The sequence below is a fragment of the Aegicerativicinus sediminis genome, assembly GCF_015476115.1.
GTDB lineage: Bacteria > Bacteroidota > Bacteroidia > Flavobacteriales > Flavobacteriaceae > Aegicerativicinus > Aegicerativicinus sediminis.
Genome location: NZ_CP064295.1, coordinates 586,756 through 604,006, shown reverse-complemented (window position 1 = coordinate 604,006; position 17,251 = coordinate 586,756). Strand labels below are relative to the sequence as shown.

Here is a 17,251-nt window from a genome sequence, read left to right as displayed (position 1 = left end):
TCTTATTTACAAAATCACAGTATAGAGATTACTAATTTCTAAATTAAACCCTAGTTTTTTCAATGAATTCACATTTCTCCCACAAAATTATTGCGTTATTATTGGTTGGTGCCCTAACAGTTTTTAGCTGTAAAAACTCTGAAAAAGAAACTACTACGGATGAAACCGTTCAATCTGACTCTTTAGTAGATACGGCTCCGTTTTTTAAGCTATCCTTAGCTCAATGGTCTTTGCACCGTGCCATGGGGCCAGATGGAAATCTTAGTCCTTTTGAATTTGCTGAAAAAGCTAAGGAATATGGTTTTACCGGGATAGAATATGTGAGCCAATTGTATAGAAACCAAATTGAAGAAATTGGACTTGAGGCTGTTCTTGACACTCTTAAACAAAAAAGTTCCGACCATGGAATTGAAAATGTCTTGATAATGATTGATGGTGAAGGGGATTTGGCTTCACCAAAAGAAGAAGAACGAAATGAGGCGGTAGAGAACCATAAAAAATGGGTAGATGCTGCTGCTTTTTTAGGCTGTCATAGCATTCGCGTTAACGTGTTTGGGAGCAATGATCCGGAAGAATGGTCTAAGGCTGCTGAAGATGGACTTAGAAAGCTTGCGGAATATGCTGGGACAAAAAATATCAATGTAATTGTTGAAAACCATGGATGGCTTTCTTCTGATCCACCAAAAATGTTAGCTGTATTAAAGGCTGTTAGAAGAGATAATGTTGGCACATTGCCAGATTTTGGAAATTTCTGTATCAAAAGAGGTAATGGGGAGCGTTGGGGCGAATGTGTTGAGGAATATCCGGATATTTATAAGGGAATTGAAATGCTTATGGCAATGGCTAAAGGTGTAAGTGCAAAATCCTATGATTTTAATAAGGAGGGTTATGAAACCAAATTAGATTATCCACGTTTGCTAAAAATTGTGAAGGATGCAGGCTACACAGGATATATTGATGTGGAATATGAAGGCAATCGTCTATCAGAAGAAGAGGGTATATTGGCTACCAAAACATTGCTTTTGAAATCTGCCGAATCTTTGAATTAAATTCGTTCACTAACTATACACCAACTAATACGATTAATCCAATATGAAAAAATCCATTCAATGGCAGCTGTCTTTTATGATGTTCCTCGAATTTTTTATTTGGGGAGGCTGGTTTGTCACCCTTGGCACCTTTTTAGGAAATAATTTAAGTGCCACAGGTGCAGAAACAGCAATGGCATATTCCACCCAATCTTGGGGCGCTATTATAGCTCCTTTTATTATAGGACTTATAGCTGACCGTTTTTTCAATGCGGAGAGAATTTTAGGTGTGTTGCATTTAATTGGTGCAATTCTTATGTATTTAATGTCGGTCTCAACTGATTTTGGAGGATTTTATCCATTAGTTTTAGGTTATATGATAGCCTATATGCCGACCTTGGCATTAGTCAATTCAGTTTCTTTCAATCAAATGACAGACCCGGCAAAACAATTTCCAATGGTTAGGGTTTTTGGTACTATTGGTTGGATTTTGGCTGGACTCATAATAAGTTTTGCGTTTGCTTGGGATTCTATGGAGAACATTGCCCAAGGTATGTTGTCTAATACCTTTTTAATGGTATCAATTGCTTCCGCAGTTCTAGGATTATTCAGCTTCACTTTACCAAAAACTCCTCCAAAAGTTGCTAAGGGAGAAAAAGCAACTGTTTCCGACATATTAGGCTTAGAGGCTTTGGGTCTTTTGAAAAACAAAAATTATTTAATTTTCTTCCTGTCTTCTGTGCTAATCTGTATCCCGTTGGCATTTTATTATCAGCTTATCAGTGTTTTCCTTACAGAGTCAAAGGTTGAAAATTCTACAGCTTGGGCTTCTCTTGGTCAATTATCTGAAGTTTTGTTTATGTTATTGTTGCCAGTTTTCTTCAAGCGTTATGGATTTAAGAAAACCTTGTTGTTTGGTATGTTCGCTTGGATGCTGAGGTATGTATTGTTTGCTTTTGGAAATTCTGGCGATCTGTTTTTCATGTTGGTTATAGGAATAGCTTTACATGGTATTTGTTATGATTTCTTCTTTGTTTCAGGGCAGATTTACACCGATACAAAGGCGGGGCCAAAAATTAAAAGTGCTGCACAAGGACTTATAACTTTGGCTACTTATGGTTTGGGTATGTTAATAGGGTTCTGGGTAGCCGGACAAATTGGAGATATGTACCTAATCTCTGAGAACAATCATAGTTGGGAGAATATATGGATATTCCCAGCACTTTTTGCAGCAGCCGTATTCTTGTTGTTTGCTGTAATGTTTAAAGATGAAAAAGTAGAATATAAAGAATAGATATTTTAATAATGAGTAATAAAATTAGGTTAGGTATTCTCGGAGGAGGAGGAGATTCTCTCATTGGAGTTTTGCATAGAGTTGCATCAGCAATGTTCGATAAATATCAACTTGTTGGAGGTGTATTTAACCCCAAATTTGAAGATAATGTTGGTTTTGCTGAACAAATAGGATTACCAACCGATAGGGTTTATAAGGATTTTGATACCTTAATTGAAGAAGAACTGAAATTGCCAGCAGACAAACGGATGCAGGTGGTCTCTATCTTAACCCCCAACTTCTTGCATTATCCTATGGCCAAGAAGTTGTTGGAAAATGGTTTTAACGTCATTTGCGAGAAACCTATGACCACCACTTTTGAGGAAGCTAAAGATCTTCATGCTACCCTTCAAAAATCGAAAACTGTCTTTGCGGTAACCTATACGTATACAGGATATCCTATGGTTCGTCAAATGCGTGAATTAGTGAAATCTGGGGTTATAGGTAAAATTCAAAAGATAGATGCGCAATACTATCAAGGCTGGATAAACCCCATTATTCACGATAAAGAAAAGCGCCAAACTACGTGGAGGTTAAATCCAGAAAAATCAGGTATAAGCTGTTGCATTGGTGATATAGGTACCCATGCATTCGATATGTTAGAATATGTTAGCGGTTGCACAATAGAATCTATCTTGGCAGATCTCAATTATTTGTATGATGATAATAAGATGGACATCGACGGGACCGTACTATTAAGAGCTTCTGGAAATGTGAAAGGTCTTATTTGCGCCAGTCAAATAGCTACTGGTGAAGAGAACAGTTTTGTCGTTAAAGTTTACGGTGATAAGGCAGGTCTTAAATGGGAACAAGAAAACCCAAATTATCTTTATTTAATGGAGGAGGGCAAGCCTTTACAAGTTCTTAAACCTGGTCATAGTTATAATAGTGAACTTTCATTGGATGGTACAAAATTACCACCTGGTCACCCAGAGGGTATTTTCGATTCTATGGGTAACATTTATAAAGGTGTGGCAAAGGCAATCAACAAAGAAAAATATGACCATGGTGAATTTCCAACAATGATAGATGGTGTTCGCGGAATGAGTTTTATAGAAAAGGCTGTGGAATCTCATAAAAATGGTAATGTTTGGACTTCAATAGATAAGATTTAATATGAAAACCATAAAAGGACCGGCCATTTTCCTTGCTCAATTTTTAAATGACATAGAGCCTTACAATACTTTAGATGGACTATGTAAATGGGTGAAAGATTTGGGTTATTTGGGTATACAGATACCAACAAATGACTTAAGGATTTTCGATTTGGATAAGGCTGCTGAAAGTGAAACCTATTGCGATGAGCTTAAGGGTAAGGTTAATGATTATGGATTAGAAATAACAGAATTGTCTACACATATTCAAGGTCAGTTAGTTGCCGTTCATCCTGCCCATGATATTATGTTCGATACTTTTGCGCCGGAAAATATTAAAGGGAATTATAAGGCCAGAACCGAGTGGGCAATTGATCAAGTGAAAAAAGCGGCATTGGTAAGTAGAAGACTTGGTATAAATGCCCACGCAACATTTTCAGGTTCCTTACTATGGCCATTTATGCATCCATGGCCTCAGCAACCCAAAGGTTTAGTTGATATGGGATTTAAAGAATTGGCTAAACGTTGGGTTCCTATATTAGATGTTTTTGAGGAGTACGGAGTGGATTGTTGTTATGAGGTGCATCCGGTTGAAGATATTCATGATGGGGTTACTTTTGAGCGTTTCCTTGCGGCAACCAATAATCATAAACGAGCCAATATTTTATATGATCCTTCTCATTTTGTTTTGCAGCAATTAGATTACATAGAATACATTGATCACTATCATGATTTTATTAAGGTATTCCATGTCAAAGATTCTGAATTTAACCCTACCGGTAAAAAGGGAACTTTTGGTGGCTATGGTGATTGGAGGGACCGCGCAGGGAGGTACCGATCCCCTGGAGATGGTCAGGTCGATTTTAAGAAGGTTTTCTCAAAATTAACTGAATATGGTTGTGATGTATGGGCAGTACTTGAGTGGGAATGTGTCATTAAAAGTCCTGAACAAGGTGCTCGAGAAGGTGCGCCCTTTATAAAAAAACATATTATCGAAGCCACTACAAGAGCATTTGACGATTTTGCAGGAGGTGGTGTAGATGAGAATCAATTAAAAAATATTTTAGGAATTTAATCTAGACTTTTAATGCGGAACATTTTTCCCCTATTAGTTGTGGTTTTTTTGGCTTCTTGTGAAGATGTGAAAAAAGGCCAACCACAACAATCTACAGAACAAACAACAGTCACTGAAACAATCACTGAAAAAGAACCCACCACACCCGAACAAACAGAGTATTATTCACCTAAACCACCTGTAGTTTCAATCAATCCTGAAACTGGTATACCGTCTGATGCGATTATACTTTTTGATGGAAGTAATTTTGAACAATGGGTAAGCACTAATGACTCTACTGAGGTTAAATGGGATTTGAATTCGGATGGGAGTATGACTGTTAAGGACCAGACTGGTAATATTCAAACCAAACGTAATTTTGGGGATATACAGCTACATGTTGAATGGCGTTCTAATCCAGATTCCAAAGGATCAAATCAAAGTAAGAGCAATAGTGGCATATTCCTTCAAGGAAAGTACGAATTACAGGTGTTAGATAATAATGATAATGATACCTATGTTAATGGCCAAGTAGGTTCAATTTATAAGCAAACTCCACCATTGGTACATGCCGCTTTGCCAACAGGGCAGTGGAATAGATATGATGTAGTTTACCATGCTCCTGAGTTTGATAGCAATGGGGATAAAGCAAAGTCGGGCAATATTACCGTTTTTCTAAATGGCGTTTTAATTCAAGATAATACTGAAATTAAAGGAACAACAGAATACATTGGTTGGCCGAAAAATGAAGCCCATGGAGATGGGCCGTTGATGTTGCAAGATCATGGTGATAAGAGTGGGGTCAGTTATAGGAATATTTGGGTAAGGGAATTATAAAATTAAAAGCACATTGATGAGAAACATTCAGTTAATATTGTTGACGTTAGTTTTGGTGTTGTCTTGTAAAGATAAAAGTGAAGATGAAACCTTAGCTACAGAAAAATTTGTGGACGAAGAAGTTAAGGTGGAAGAAAATGATTGGATATATTTATTCGATGGTACAAATTTAGACCATTGGCGAGGGTATTTAGCTGATTCAATTTATGCAAATTGGACTATTGAACAAGACGGAACGTTAATGTTTACTCCAGATCCTGAAGGTTATAAAAATATTATTACAAAGGATACTTATGAAAGTTTTATTCTTTCTTTAGACTGGAGGATATCTGAAGGCGGAAATAGTGGAATTTTTTGGGCAGTATCAGAAGAAGGAAAACGCCCTGAGGCTTATGAAACTGGTCCAGAAATCCAAATTTTGGACAATGAAAGACACCCAGATGCTAAAGTTGCTGGGGGCACACACAAGGCGGGTTCTTTATATGATTTAGTGGCATATCCTCCCGAGGCTATTAATCCTGCAGGTGAATGGAATTCATGCCTAATTGAAATAAATTATAAGGAAAATAAAGGAAGCATTAGTATAAACGGGAATGAACCTATCACTTTTCCAGTCCAAGGAGATGAATGGCAAAACATGCTAGACAATTCCAAGTTTAAGGGGTGGGAATATTTCGGCAAGTATCATAAGGGACATATAGGGCTTCAAGATCATGGGAACAAGGTTTGGTTTAGAAACATAAAAATTAAACCGTTTTAAGGTTAATAAATTATTTCTTGTTTAAGAATTATGAGTAATGATTGAGATTTCTTATAAAATTCATAATTTTTACATGCTAAAAATCAAGTATTGTAAAATTTGTATTAATAAAAACTCATTTTTCAGCTCTCAATTAATTTATATTGTACTTTTACCCTTCGTTTAAGAAAACGGCAGACGGAATTTATTTATTCTGTTTAATTTGAAAAGATGGGTTATTTAATTCTTATTATAATGATTGCGCTTCCTGTTTATTTAATAGGAAGACAAGTCTATTATTTAAAGCCTGCTCCTAAAGCAGTAGAAGAGAATATCCGCCCTTTCCCATCTTACCCTCGTCGCCCGTAAGGGTAGTACACTATTATTGGAACTTAGGTGAGTCCGGTTCCCCTCTCAAACAAATTTCATTTTTTTAACTTTATTAAACTAGAAAATTCGAACAATGACTATTGTTATTGCTGATAAATCTCATTGTATTTATGCCGACATTATCTGCCAAACGATTGCAGAATCGGCAAGTGTTCGTGGTACGGGTATTGCCAAACGAACACCAGAGTACGTCATAAAAAAGATTGAAAACGGAAATGCTGTAATCGCTTTAGATGGTGATAAGTTTGTAGGTTTCTGCTATATAGAAACTTGGGGTCACGGCAAGTTTGTTGCAAACTCTGGTTTGATTGTGCACCCGGATTATCGAGGTCAAGGTGTGGCAAAGCAAATTAAGCACAAGGTTTTTCAACTTTCCAGAACAAAATATCCGGAAGCAAAAGTCTTCAGTATTACAACTGGTCTAGCAGTTATGAAAATGAATACCGAATTGGGCTATAAGCCAGTTCCGTTTTCAGAATTAACGGATGATCAAAGTTTTTGGGACGGCTGCCAATCCTGTAAAAATTACGATGTTCTTCAGCGTACAGAACAGCGTTTGTGCCTTTGCACGGGGATGTTGTACGACCCTAAAGTTCAGGAAAAAGATGAGCCCAAAAAAGTGGTTAAGCCAAAGGTGTTTAATAGGTTAAAAAGTATAAAGGAAAAAATGTTCTTAAAGAAAGAAAGATCATGAAAAAAGTAGTTTTAGCATATAGCGGTGGATTAGATACTTCATATTGCGCAGTGCACCTATCAAAAGATTTAGGTTTTGAAGTGCATGCGGTAAGTGTCAATACAGGTGGATTCACCAAGGAAGAAATACAGAAAATAGAATCTAACGCCTATAAGATGGGGGTTGCTACTTACAAGAATTTAGATTCTATCGAGACTTACTACCAAAAAGTTATTAAATATCTGATTTTTGGTAATGTCCTAAAAAATAACACCTACCCACTTTCTGTTAGTGCGGAAAGAATTATTCAGGCAATTGAGATTGTTAATTATGCCAAAAAGATTGGAGCAGATTTTATTGCACATGGAAGTACAGGGGCGGGAAATGACCAAGTTCGATTCGATATGATTTTCCAAACATTGGCGCCGAATATTGAGATAATAACACCGATTAGGGATTTGCGCTTATCACGGCAGGAGGAAATAGAATATCTGAAAAACAATGGTATCGATATGTCTTGGGAAAAAGCACAATACTCCATTAATCGTGGTTTATGGGGTACCAGTGTGGGTGGGGTTGAAACCTTAACTTCAGAAAAGGCCTTGCCAGATGCTGCATATCCATCTCAGTTAAAAGAAGTGGGAGAAAAGAAAGTGACCCTATCGTTTGTTAAAGGAGAGTTAACTGCTATTAATGGTTCTGAAAACAAACCTGAAAGGTTGATTGAGAAATTGGGAGAGATAGCTTCTGCTTATGCAATTGGGAGAGATATTCATGTGGGGGACACAATCGTAGGTATTAAAGGTAGAGTTGGATTTGAAGCTTCCGCAGCCCTAATTATTTTGAAAGCACATCATTTACTTGAAAAGCATACACTCAGTAAATGGCAATTACAGCATAAGGATTATTTATCCAGTTTTTATGGTATGCATTTACATGAAGGTCAATATTTAGACCCGGTAATGCGAGATATTGAAGCCTTTTTACAAAATAGTCAAGATAAAGTAACCGGTGAGGTTTATGTCACCCTGAGACCTTACCATTTTAAATTAGATGGTATTTCTTCCCCACACGATCTTATGAATGCTAAATTTGGCAGCTATGGTGAAATGAATAAAGGTTGGACCGCCGACGATGCCAAAGGTTTTATTAAGATTTTTGGTAACCAAAACAAAATGTATCACCAATTAAATTCAACAGAATGATTAAAGTCGGGATTGTTGGTGGAGCGGGTTATACAGCAGGAGAGTTATTGAGAATATTACTGAATCATCCCGAGGTTGAAATAGGCTTCGTATACAGTACGTCCAATGCAGGAAATCCATTTTATAAAGTGCACCAAGATTTGGTGGGTAGCACCGAATTAAAGTTTACCGATAAAATTGATAAAGAAGTTGATACTCTTTTTCTCTGTTTAGGTCACGGAAATTCAAAAGCATTTTTAGAGAAAAATACATTTAGTAATGCAACCAAGATTATTGATTTAAGCAATGATTTTCGGTTAAATGCAGATGCTAATTTTCAAGAGTATGAATTTGTATATGGCCTTCCTGAATTAAATAAATCTAAAATTGAAGGGGCTAATGCAATTGCCAATCCAGGTTGTTTTGCCACTGCTATTCAATTAGCTTTATTGCCATTGGCAAAAGAAGGCATGCTTCAGGATGATGTTCACATTAATGCAATGACCGGTGCAACTGGGGCTGGAGTTTCCTTATCTGAAACCACTCATTTTACATGGAGAGATAATAACATTTCTTATTATAAGCCTTTTGGCCACCAACATTTGGGTGAAATTACAGAATCTGTTAAAGCTCTGCAGTCTACATACAATAAGCCGTTGAGGTTTCTTCCAATGAGAGGAAATTTCTCGAGAGGCATATTTGCTACGGCATATACGGCTTTTGAAGGCAACTCTAAAGATGCTTCCGAATTGTTTAATACATATTATTCCGAAGCAACGTTTACCCATGTAAGTAATGATACCCTTCACTTAAAACAAGTTGTGAATACAAATAAATGTTTGGTGCATGTGGAAAAACACCAAGATGTATTATTAATAACTTCAATTATCGACAATCTCTTAAAAGGAGCTTCTGGTCAGGCTGTACAAAACATGAATTTGATGTTTGGTTTTAATGAAACTACTGGCCTTAACACAAAAGCCAATTATTTCTAATTTCAATAAAACTAACCATGAAAATTGCCATTATAGGAACCGGAAACTTGGGACGATCAATTGCAAAAGGTCTTATAACCAATAATGCCATTACAAGCCTGTACCTAACAAGGAGACATTTAGACGCATTGAAAGAGTTTGATGGTTATACTAACGTTCGTTTAACCTCGGATAATTTGGAGGCGGTGCAAAAATCTGACATACTAATTTTTGCTGTTCAGCCTTCACATTTTGAAAGTATTTTAAAAAGTATTAAAGAACATCTAACTGAAAAGCATGTCATCATATCAACAATTACGGGTTACGGCATTTCACGAATAGAATCAGTGGTCGGTGATAACCAATATATTATTAGGGCTATGCCGAATACTGCTATAGCGGTTGGTAAATCTATGACTTGCCTTTGTAGTAATTCCCTTGGGGAAAAACGCATAAAAATAGCGAAAGCTATATTCAATAGATTGGGTCATTCTATTATAATTCCTGAAACGCAAATGCAGGCTGCGACTGTAGTTTGTGCAAGTGGAATTGCTTTTTGGATGCGATTGATCCGAGCCACAACTCAAGCTGCAATTCAATTAGGCTTTGATAGTGCTGAAGCACAAGAATTGGCGATGTATACTTGCGAGGGAGCGGCAAATTTGCTAATAACAACGGGTAACCATCCTGAGGAGGAAATAGACAAAGTAACAACACCTAAGGGTTGCACGATTGAAGGCCTAAACGAAATGGAACACAAGGGGCTAAGTTCCTCCTTAATTCAGGGAATGGTAGCCTCGTTTAATAAAATTAACAATATCAAAAAGGAACAGTTATGAGTTTGTTTAATGTGTATCCTTTATTCGATATTACACCAGTAAAAGCTGAAGATGTTTGGGTTTACGATGATAAGGGTGTAAAATATCTGGATTTATATGGAGGGCATGCAGTGATTTCAATTGGCCACGCACAACCAGATTATGTTAAAGCGATACAAGAACAGGTTGCAAGATTAGGTTTTTATAGTAATGCTATCCAAAACCCGCTACAAGAAGAATTGGATCAACGCTTGGGAGAATTATCGGGTTGTCTAGATTATCAATTGTTCCTATGCAATTCTGGTGCAGAAGCCAATGAAAATGCCTTGAAATTAGCCTCTTTCCATAATGGTAAATCTAAAATACTAGCATTTAAAAATTCTTTTCATGGCCGCACTTCGGCTGCGGTTGTAGCAACAGATAATCCTAAGATTGTCGCCCCATTGAATGCTCAACAACAAGTAGATTTTGTTGCGTTTGGAGACATTGAGATGGTTAAATCTATATTGGAAAAAAATGAAACTTGTGCAGTTATTGTTGAATATATACAGGGTGTAGGTGGTTTAGATGAGAGTACTACTGAATTTTATAAGGCCGTAAGCGAAATTTGTGATGACACAAATACCGCATTAATTGCTGACGAAGTACAGTCTGGTTATATGCGTACAGGCGACTTTTTTGCCTTTCAAAAACATGGTTTAACCCCTGATATTATTTCTTTGGCCAAAGGTATGGGTAATGGTTTTCCTATAGGGGGTATATTAATTCATCCTAAGTTTAAAGCTTCATACGGATTGTTAGGAACAACCTTTGGAGGTAATCATTTGGCTTGCGCTGCGGGAATTTCAGTTTTAAAAGTTTTAAAAGAACAATCCATAGCCGATAATGTGAAGAAGGTTTCAAATTATTTTATGGAAAGGGCAAAAGGGCTTAAAAAGTTGAAAGGAATTAAAGGAAGGGGCCTAATGCTTGGTTTGGAATTCGATTTTAAAGTTGCAGACATTAGAAAAAAATTAATTTACGACCATCACATTTTTACTGGTAGCGCCAACAACCCAAACCTCATACGATTATTACCCCCGCTAACGGTTAAAGAAGCTCATTTCGATCAGTTTTTTAATTCGTTGGAAAAAGAATTATAAATGAAGAAGTATACTGATATTAACGACATTCCAGATCTATCAGAAATAATAAAAGAGGCTATTTTGTTAAAAATGGATCCTTTTAAATTTCAAAGTTTAGGTAAGAACAAAACCCTTGCGATGTTATTTTTCAATGCCAGTCTTCGTACTCGGTTAAGTACTGAAAAAGCTGCGCGTAATTTGGGAATGGAGGTAATGGTTTTAAATGTAAATGATGCCTGGAACCTAGAATTTTCTGACGGTACTGTTATGAATGGTTCAACCTCCGAACATGTGAAAGAGGCTGCTGCAGTCATTTCCCAGTATGCCGATATAATTGCTGTTCGTGCGTTTCCTGGTTTAAAGGATAAGGCGAAGGATGAGTCTGAATATGTTTTAAGCAATTTTTTGAAATATGCTACAGTTCCTATTATAAGTATGGAAAGTGCTACGGCTCATCCGTTGCAAGGTTTGGCAGATGCCATTACCATAACGGAATTGGCTTCAAAACCAAGACCTAAGGTAGTTTTATCATGGGCACCACATCCTAAAGCATTACCTCAAGCTGTCCCAAATTCCTTTGTTTCAACTATGCACCGAATGGATGTTGATTTTGTAATTACCCATCCAGAAGGTTATGAATTAAATCCGCTGGTTACAAAAGATTCAAAAATAGTTTATAATCAGGATGAGGCTATTAAAGACGCGGATTTTGTATACGTTAAAAATTGGAGTAACTATAATGATTATGGGCAGATTTTAAATGAAGATCCGAATTGGATGATGACTTCAGAGAAGTTAGGTAATGCAAAATTTATGCACTGTCTTCCCGTCAGAAGAAATGTCGTAGTTGAGGATTCCGTTTTAGACAGCGATAATTCCGTTGTGCTTCAACAAGCGAATAACCGAACCTTTGCTGCTCAAGTTGTACTAAAATCAATTTTAGATTCCATGTTATGAAATCGAGATTAAAAGTGGTTAAAATAGGCGGCAATATTATTGATAATGCTGAGGTGTTGGATTCATTTTTAAGTGATTTTTCAGAAATTGAAGGGCCAAAAGTTTTGGTGCATGGCGGTGGAAAATTAGCTAGCCGATTATCATCCGTGATGGGTGTTGAAGTTAAAATGATTGATGGCCGTAGGATTACAGATGATCAAACCTTAGATATAATAACAATGGTTTATGCTGGGAAAATCAATAAGGACATTGTAGCAAAACTGCAAAAATTCAATTGTAATGCATTAGGCTTAACGGGTGCGGATGCTAATATTATAAGGTCTGAAAAAAGACCCGTTAAGGAAATTGATTATGGTTGGGTTGGGGATGTTAAAGGAGTGGACCATCATATTTTGAAAACTTTTATTGAAGCCAATATAACTCCTGTATTTTGTGCCATAACGCATGATGGTAAAGGTCAATTGCTAAATACCAATGCAGATACTATCGCCTCTGAATTGTCTATAGGTCTTTCTAATGTTTATGAAGTGGATTTATATTATTGCTTTGAAAAGGCTGGGGTTCTTAGGGATGTTGCAGATGATCAATCTGTTATGGAGGATATTAATTCTAAAAATTACCCCACCTTAGTTGAGAATGGAACCATAGCTGATGGTATGTTGCCAAAAATGAAGAATTGTTTTCATGCCTTGGAAAATGGAGTAACTGAAGTGCATATCGGATTGCCTAATATGATTTTTGGTAAGGACACGGTTCATACAACACTAACGTTATGAAGGAAACCTTAAAAATACAAGCGGTTGAATTACTGAAGAATTTAATTGAAACGCAATCGTTCTCTTCGGAGGAGGAAGGAACTGCGGTACATATAGAATCTTGGTTTCAAATTCAAGATATTCCCTTTAAAAGAACGAAAAACAATATTTGGGCCGTCAATAAATATTTTGATGCTTCGAAACCTACGTTGTTGCTTAACTCACACCATGATACAGTAAAGCCTAACAAAGCATATACAAAAGACCCATTTAAGGCAGAAGTGGAAGATGGCAAGTTGTACGGGTTGGGGAGTAATGATGCAGGTGGATGTTTAGTATCGTTGTTGTCTGTATTCGCTTATTTCTTTAGTCGAAAAGACCTGCAATATAACTTGGTTATGGTTGCATCCGCTGAGGAAGAAAGCAGCGGGCCAAATGGACTCAACTCCATGTTAAAAATTATTCCAAATATCGATGTGGCTATTGTAGGAGAACCAACTCAAATGCATTTGGCCGTAGCAGAAAAGGGTCTAGTAGTTTTTGATGTTATCGTTAAAGGAACTCCTAGTCATGCTGCACATCCGAATGATGATAATGCCATTTATAATTGTATACCAGTTTTAGAATGGTTTAAAAATTATAAGTTCGAAAAAGGTTCAGAAACACTTGGTGATGTAAAATTGACCGTTTCACAAATAAGCGGAGGTCTGCAACATAATGCAGTTCCTTCGGATGTGAATATTGTGGTGGATGTGAGGGTAAACGATTCATACACAAACAAGGAAATTGTTGAGATACTAAAGTCTGAAGCACCTGTTCACTCTATAGAAGCACGTAGTTTAAGACTTAATTCATCTTCGATTCCAATGGATCATGCTCTTGTAAAGGCTGGTATTTCGATTGGTAGAAATACCTATGGTTCACCAACGTTATCAGACCAGGCCGTCCTATCTTGTCCATCCTTAAAAATGGGGCCGGGAGATAGTATTCGGTCGCATTCAGCAGATGAGTTTATTCATCTTTATGAAATTGAAGAAGGTATTGATATATATATAGAATTATTAGAAAAAGTATTGTAGGTTATGAAACTTTGGGACAAGGGTATTTCAATAGATAAGAAAATAGAATCGTTTACCGTTGGCAATGATAGGGAAGTAGATATTCATATCGCCAAGTATGATGTAATTGCTTCAAAAGCACACGCCAAAATGCTTGAGAAGATTGGAATTCTTACTAAAGATGAGTTAGTCAAGCTATTGGAAGGTTTAGACAAATTGATGAAGCAGATTGAAATCGGTGAATTTAAAATTGAATCCTGGTTTGAAGATGTGCATTCTAAAATAGAATTTGAACTTACTAAGGAATACGACGAAATAGGCAAAAAAATTCATACCTCCCGTAGTAGAAATGATCAAGTTTTGGTTGCTCTTCATCTGTATTACAAGGCGGAATTACTTCAAATAAAAGAAAAAACTAAGACCTTTTTTAATACTCTACTTGAATTGGCTGAGAGCTATAAAGACAAGCTTTTGCCGGGTTATACACATTTACAGGTGGCTATGCCATCTTCTTTTGGGCTTTGGTTTTCCGCATATGCTGAAATGTTGATTGATGACGTTAATTTGCTTGATGCTGCTTTTAAAAATGTCGACCAAAATCCTTTAGGTTCAGCTGCCGGGTATGGAAGTTCCTTTGGTATAGATAGGGAAATGACAACTCGAGAAATGGGGTTTTCTACTTTGAAATATAATGTAGTTGCCGCACAAATGTCACGTGGAAAAAGTGAACGAACAATAAGTATGGTGCTTGGCAGCCTGGCAAATACCCTAGGACGTTTTGCCATGGATATTTGTTTGTACATGAGCCAGAATTTCAGTTTTGTTTCTTTCCCAGATGAACTTACAACGGGAAGTAGCATAATGCCACACAAAAAGAACCCTGATGTATTTGAGTTGATTCGTGGAAAGTCTAACAAAATTCAAGCTTTATATTCTGAAATGTTACTGATAACAAATAATTTACCTAGCGGATATCATAGAGACTATCAATTACTTAAAGAAAACATGATAGTGTCTATAGAAGATATGAAGGATATCCTAGACATATTTAATTTTTCTATTCAACAAATCATTGTTAAGGATGTAGATCTACATGACGAGAAGTATAAATATCTTTTCACGGTCGATAATATCAATACACTGGTTGAAAACGGTATGAGTTTTAGGGAAGCTTATCAGAAAATAGGAGGAGAGGTCGAAATAGGCACTTATACACCAGATACCTCAAAAAAACATACACATGTTGGGAGTATGGGTAATTTGGCACTAGATGCAATTAGAAATAAATTTCCGGAATAATCAATTTTTTGGTGCCTCGTGAAGTGCCGCAACTGCTGCACCTACGATTCCAGCATGATTTCCTAATTTAGCAGGTATTACTGGGGTTTCGATTGTAATGTATTTTTTATAAGCATCAAAATCATCTGAAGTACCGCCACCCAGAATAATGAGATCTGGACAGACTAATAATTCTACGATTTCAAGAAATTTATTAAAGCGTTTGCCCCATTTCTTAAAACTAAGGTTTTCACGTTCTTTTGCAGAAGCAGCTGCCCAAGTTTCAATTTTCTTATACTTTTTGTAGGGTATTTGGCCCATTTCAAAATTAGGAATTAATTCGCCATCCCAAAAAGCACCACTTCCTAAACCTGTGCCGATTGTAATCATTAATACCATGCCCATTTTTCCTTTTCCAATTCCGAAATTCATTACTGCATATCCGGCAGCATCAGCATCGTTAATCACTGTTACCGGTAGCCCGCACGCATTTGAAAATAATTCCTTTACATTAAGGTGTTCCCACTCCTCATTTAAATTTCCAGGGGATAGACAGACGCCATGTTTTATTATCGTTGGAAACCCACAACCAACAGGTCCGTTGTAGTCGAAGTGATCTACAATTTGCTTGAAAACTTCGGCCATTTCTTCGGGATGTCGCGTAGGAGGGGTAGGAATACGAAAACGTTCAGTTATCATCTCACCTGTAATAGTGTCTACCAAACCGCCTTTCATTCCAGAACCACCTACATCTATCCCTAATACAACCATAAGAATTATTTAATGCACAGACAAAAGTAACAAAACTTTTTAGGTGACTCATTTATGTTGAGTTATAACTCTTTATTTTCTTTGATACAAGGAAAGAGGCAAATGAAAAAATTAAGACGATACATTATATCAAATCAATGTGATATGGTAATTTACTATTGATTTTTATTGAATTTCATGTCTTTAGAAATATAAAAATAAAAACGCATAATACTATTATGCGTTTTTTCTCCCCACTTGGTTGGTAAATCAGAACAATGTTATTTTAAATCTAAATCCCATAAGAAATCTGATCCCGAACCATTTCCGTTGTTATTGGCTTTATCAACTAATTTGAAATTAAGAGTTTTTTCGACAGTGGCGTCCCCAAGGCAATATTCCATGCCGGTTTCCTCATCATAGAAAGTATTCTCATCGCTTAACTTTATATTTGTTGCCTTAAATACTGAAGCTGTTTTATAAGGAGGTATTACAAAATAGTAGGTACCCCAAGGAGCTTCATCTATTAAAAGTTCGCCTGTAAGATTAATGGTAAAATGTCCTTGAGGATCCTCATAACAGCCATTTGAATAACCGCCTTCCATAAAGTCAAAAATAAAACAGAATGGATCACTAGTATTGGCCTTTAATTGAGCTAAACCATTTGGAAGAATTTTAGTAGAAGCTTTTTCACTCCCAAAAAATACAAATCCGCGACCGGTTCCAAATCCGTAAATTATGCCACCTTCCATTTCAATAACCATTACTCCATTACTGTTAGAATTTCCACCAGAAGTTCTTAAAGCATATTCAGAATTTTTTTGGATAACAAAATCATTAAAATCCTTATTGTCCATTAGCTTTTTAACGGCTGTTGAAAATTGTAAAGAAGCATCTGGATTTTGGTTATCAATGGGTTCGGTCTCACTACATCCATATATAAAAAGTGTTAGCATTGATAAGATTAATAAGCGTTTCATATTGTTAAAGTTTAATTAATAGCAACAATGATAAGAGGATGTTTAGTGGGAATAGGTAGTTCGGGAATCGTTACCCTAATATTACATAACTACTTGGTCCTAAACCAAATGATATTTATCTATTAGAAAAACCTTTATCGAACGGTTTATCAAATGGCATTATATGGGTTAATTGCCGAATGATCATTAAATCGCTTATGTAAAAGAATTTCCATTAACTTAGAG

Annotated in this window: 17 protein-coding genes; 15 read left to right on the top strand and 2 right to left on the bottom strand. The window is 36.4% G+C overall.

Annotation, left to right across the window (positions count from 1 at the left end):
* Nucleotides 1-62: 62 nt before the first annotated feature.
* The 15 genes from ISU00_RS02715 (at nt 63) to argH (ending at nt 15,317) form a co-directional block, all read left to right on the top strand.
* A complete protein-coding gene (locus ISU00_RS02715; protein ID WP_228852503.1) occupies nt 63-1,049 on the top strand; it encodes a sugar phosphate isomerase/epimerase family protein in 987 nt (328 codons plus the stop codon).
* Between the two features lie 43 nt (nt 1,050-1,092).
* Entirely contained in the window at nt 1,093-2,322 is a 1,230-nt protein-coding gene (locus tag ISU00_RS02710; protein ID WP_228852502.1) for a nucleoside permease, read from the top strand.
* An 11-nt stretch (nt 2,323-2,333) separates the two neighbouring features.
* Entirely contained in the window at nt 2,334-3,476 is a 1,143-nt protein-coding gene (locus ISU00_RS02705; RefSeq protein WP_228852501.1) for a Gfo/Idh/MocA family protein, read from the top strand.
* A 1-nt stretch (nt 3,477) separates the two neighbouring features.
* Nucleotides 3,478-4,530 carry a sugar phosphate isomerase/epimerase family protein gene (locus ISU00_RS02700; RefSeq protein ID WP_228852500.1) on the top strand — a complete coding sequence of 351 codons (1,053 nt, stop codon included), beginning with the start codon at nt 3,478-3,480 and terminating at the stop codon, nt 4,528-4,530.
* Between the two features lie 12 nt (nt 4,531-4,542).
* Nucleotides 4,543-5,346 carry a 3-keto-disaccharide hydrolase gene (locus ISU00_RS02695; RefSeq protein ID WP_228852499.1) on the top strand — a complete coding sequence of 268 codons (804 nt, stop codon included), beginning with the start codon at nt 4,543-4,545 and terminating at the stop codon, nt 5,344-5,346.
* 16 nt (nt 5,347-5,362) lie between these two features.
* Nucleotides 5,363-6,106, top strand: a complete 744-nt coding sequence (locus tag ISU00_RS02690) for a 3-keto-disaccharide hydrolase (RefSeq protein ID WP_228852498.1) — start codon at nt 5,363-5,365, stop codon at nt 6,104-6,106.
* A gap of 442 nt (nt 6,107-6,548) precedes the next feature.
* Nucleotides 6,549-7,169, top strand: coding sequence for a GNAT family N-acetyltransferase (locus tag ISU00_RS02685; RefSeq protein WP_228852497.1), 621 nt, complete (start codon nt 6,549-6,551; stop codon nt 7,167-7,169).
* Nucleotides 7,166-8,353, top strand: a complete 1,188-nt coding sequence (locus ISU00_RS02680; protein ID WP_228852496.1) for an argininosuccinate synthase — start codon at nt 7,166-7,168, stop codon at nt 8,351-8,353. The genes ISU00_RS02685 and ISU00_RS02680 overlap by 4 nt, the downstream gene beginning before the upstream one ends.
* Complete coding sequence (gene argC / locus ISU00_RS02675) at nt 8,350-9,327, top strand: N-acetyl-gamma-glutamyl-phosphate reductase (protein ID WP_228852495.1); 978 nt, start codon at nt 8,350-8,352, stop codon at nt 9,325-9,327. Before ISU00_RS02680 ends, argC begins: the two co-directional genes overlap by 4 nt.
* Before the next feature lie 17 nt (nt 9,328-9,344).
* Nucleotides 9,345-10,145, top strand: a complete 801-nt coding sequence (proC, locus tag ISU00_RS02670; RefSeq protein ID WP_228852494.1) for a pyrroline-5-carboxylate reductase — start codon at nt 9,345-9,347, stop codon at nt 10,143-10,145.
* Nucleotides 10,142-11,266: an aspartate aminotransferase family protein gene (locus ISU00_RS02665; protein ID WP_228852493.1), complete on the top strand. Its 1,125-nt coding sequence runs from the start codon at nt 10,142-10,144 to the stop codon at nt 11,264-11,266. Before proC ends, ISU00_RS02665 begins: the two co-directional genes overlap by 4 nt.
* On the top strand, nt 11,267-12,205 hold the full coding sequence (locus tag ISU00_RS02660) for a Rossmann-fold NAD(P)-binding domain-containing protein (protein WP_228852492.1): 939 nt from the start codon (nt 11,267-11,269) through the stop codon (nt 12,203-12,205). It abuts the gene before it with no gap.
* Complete coding sequence (gene argB, locus ISU00_RS02655; protein ID WP_228852491.1) at nt 12,202-12,981, top strand: acetylglutamate kinase; 780 nt, start codon at nt 12,202-12,204, stop codon at nt 12,979-12,981. The genes ISU00_RS02660 and argB overlap by 4 nt, the downstream gene beginning before the upstream one ends.
* Complete coding sequence (locus ISU00_RS02650; protein ID WP_228852490.1) at nt 12,978-14,039, top strand: M20 family metallo-hydrolase; 1,062 nt, start codon at nt 12,978-12,980, stop codon at nt 14,037-14,039. Before argB ends, ISU00_RS02650 begins: the two co-directional genes overlap by 4 nt.
* A 3-nt stretch (nt 14,040-14,042) precedes the next feature.
* On the top strand, nt 14,043-15,317 hold the full coding sequence (argH, locus tag ISU00_RS02645) for an argininosuccinate lyase (RefSeq protein WP_228852489.1): 1,275 nt from the start codon (nt 14,043-14,045) through the stop codon (nt 15,315-15,317).
* Here argH and ppgK read toward each other — a convergent pair whose 3' ends face one another.
* Both ppgK and ISU00_RS02635 read right to left on the bottom strand, forming a co-directional pair.
* Complete coding sequence (gene ppgK / locus ISU00_RS02640) at nt 15,318-16,067, bottom strand: polyphosphate--glucose phosphotransferase (RefSeq protein WP_228852488.1); 750 nt, start codon at nt 16,065-16,067, stop codon at nt 15,318-15,320.
* 260 nt (nt 16,068-16,327) lie between these two features.
* Nucleotides 16,328-17,026, bottom strand: coding sequence for a hypothetical protein (locus ISU00_RS02635; RefSeq protein WP_228852487.1), 699 nt, complete (start codon nt 17,024-17,026; stop codon nt 16,328-16,330).
* Nucleotides 17,027-17,251 lie beyond the last annotated feature (225 nt).

Bases quoted from the DNA above. Each gene is read 5' to 3' on its own strand.
- ISU00_RS02660 (WP_228852492.1), top strand. From the start codon at position 11,267: ATGAAGAAGTATACTGATATTAACGACATTCCAGATCTATCAGAAATA.
- argC (WP_228852495.1), top strand. From the start codon at position 8,350: ATGATTAAAGTCGGGATTGTTGGTGGAGCGGGTTATACAGCAGGAGAG.
- ISU00_RS02650 (WP_228852490.1), top strand. From the start codon at position 12,978: ATGAAGGAAACCTTAAAAATACAAGCGGTTGAATTACTGAAGAATTTA.
- ISU00_RS02690 (WP_228852498.1), top strand. From the start codon at position 5,363: ATGAGAAACATTCAGTTAATATTGTTGACGTTAGTTTTGGTGTTGTCT.
- ppgK (WP_228852488.1), bottom strand. From the start codon at position 16,067: ATGGTTGTATTAGGGATAGATGTAGGTGGTTCTGGAATGAAAGGCGGT.
- proC (WP_228852494.1), top strand. From the start codon at position 9,345: ATGAAAATTGCCATTATAGGAACCGGAAACTTGGGACGATCAATTGCA.
- ISU00_RS02695 (WP_228852499.1), top strand. From the start codon at position 4,543: ATGCGGAACATTTTTCCCCTATTAGTTGTGGTTTTTTTGGCTTCTTGT.
- argB (WP_228852491.1), top strand. From the start codon at position 12,202: ATGAAATCGAGATTAAAAGTGGTTAAAATAGGCGGCAATATTATTGAT.
- ISU00_RS02710 (WP_228852502.1), top strand. From the start codon at position 1,093: ATGAAAAAATCCATTCAATGGCAGCTGTCTTTTATGATGTTCCTCGAA.
- ISU00_RS02685 (WP_228852497.1), top strand. From the start codon at position 6,549: ATGACTATTGTTATTGCTGATAAATCTCATTGTATTTATGCCGACATT.
- argH (WP_228852489.1), top strand. From the start codon at position 14,043: ATGAAACTTTGGGACAAGGGTATTTCAATAGATAAGAAAATAGAATCG.
- ISU00_RS02705 (WP_228852501.1), top strand. From the start codon at position 2,334: ATGAGTAATAAAATTAGGTTAGGTATTCTCGGAGGAGGAGGAGATTCT.
- ISU00_RS02680 (WP_228852496.1), top strand. From the start codon at position 7,166: ATGAAAAAAGTAGTTTTAGCATATAGCGGTGGATTAGATACTTCATAT.
- ISU00_RS02715 (WP_228852503.1), top strand. From the start codon at position 63: ATGAATTCACATTTCTCCCACAAAATTATTGCGTTATTATTGGTTGGT.
- ISU00_RS02700 (WP_228852500.1), top strand. From the start codon at position 3,478: ATGAAAACCATAAAAGGACCGGCCATTTTCCTTGCTCAATTTTTAAAT.
- ISU00_RS02665 (WP_228852493.1), top strand. From the start codon at position 10,142: ATGAGTTTGTTTAATGTGTATCCTTTATTCGATATTACACCAGTAAAA.
- ISU00_RS02635 (WP_228852487.1), bottom strand. From the start codon at position 17,026: ATGAAACGCTTATTAATCTTATCAATGCTAACACTTTTTATATATGGA.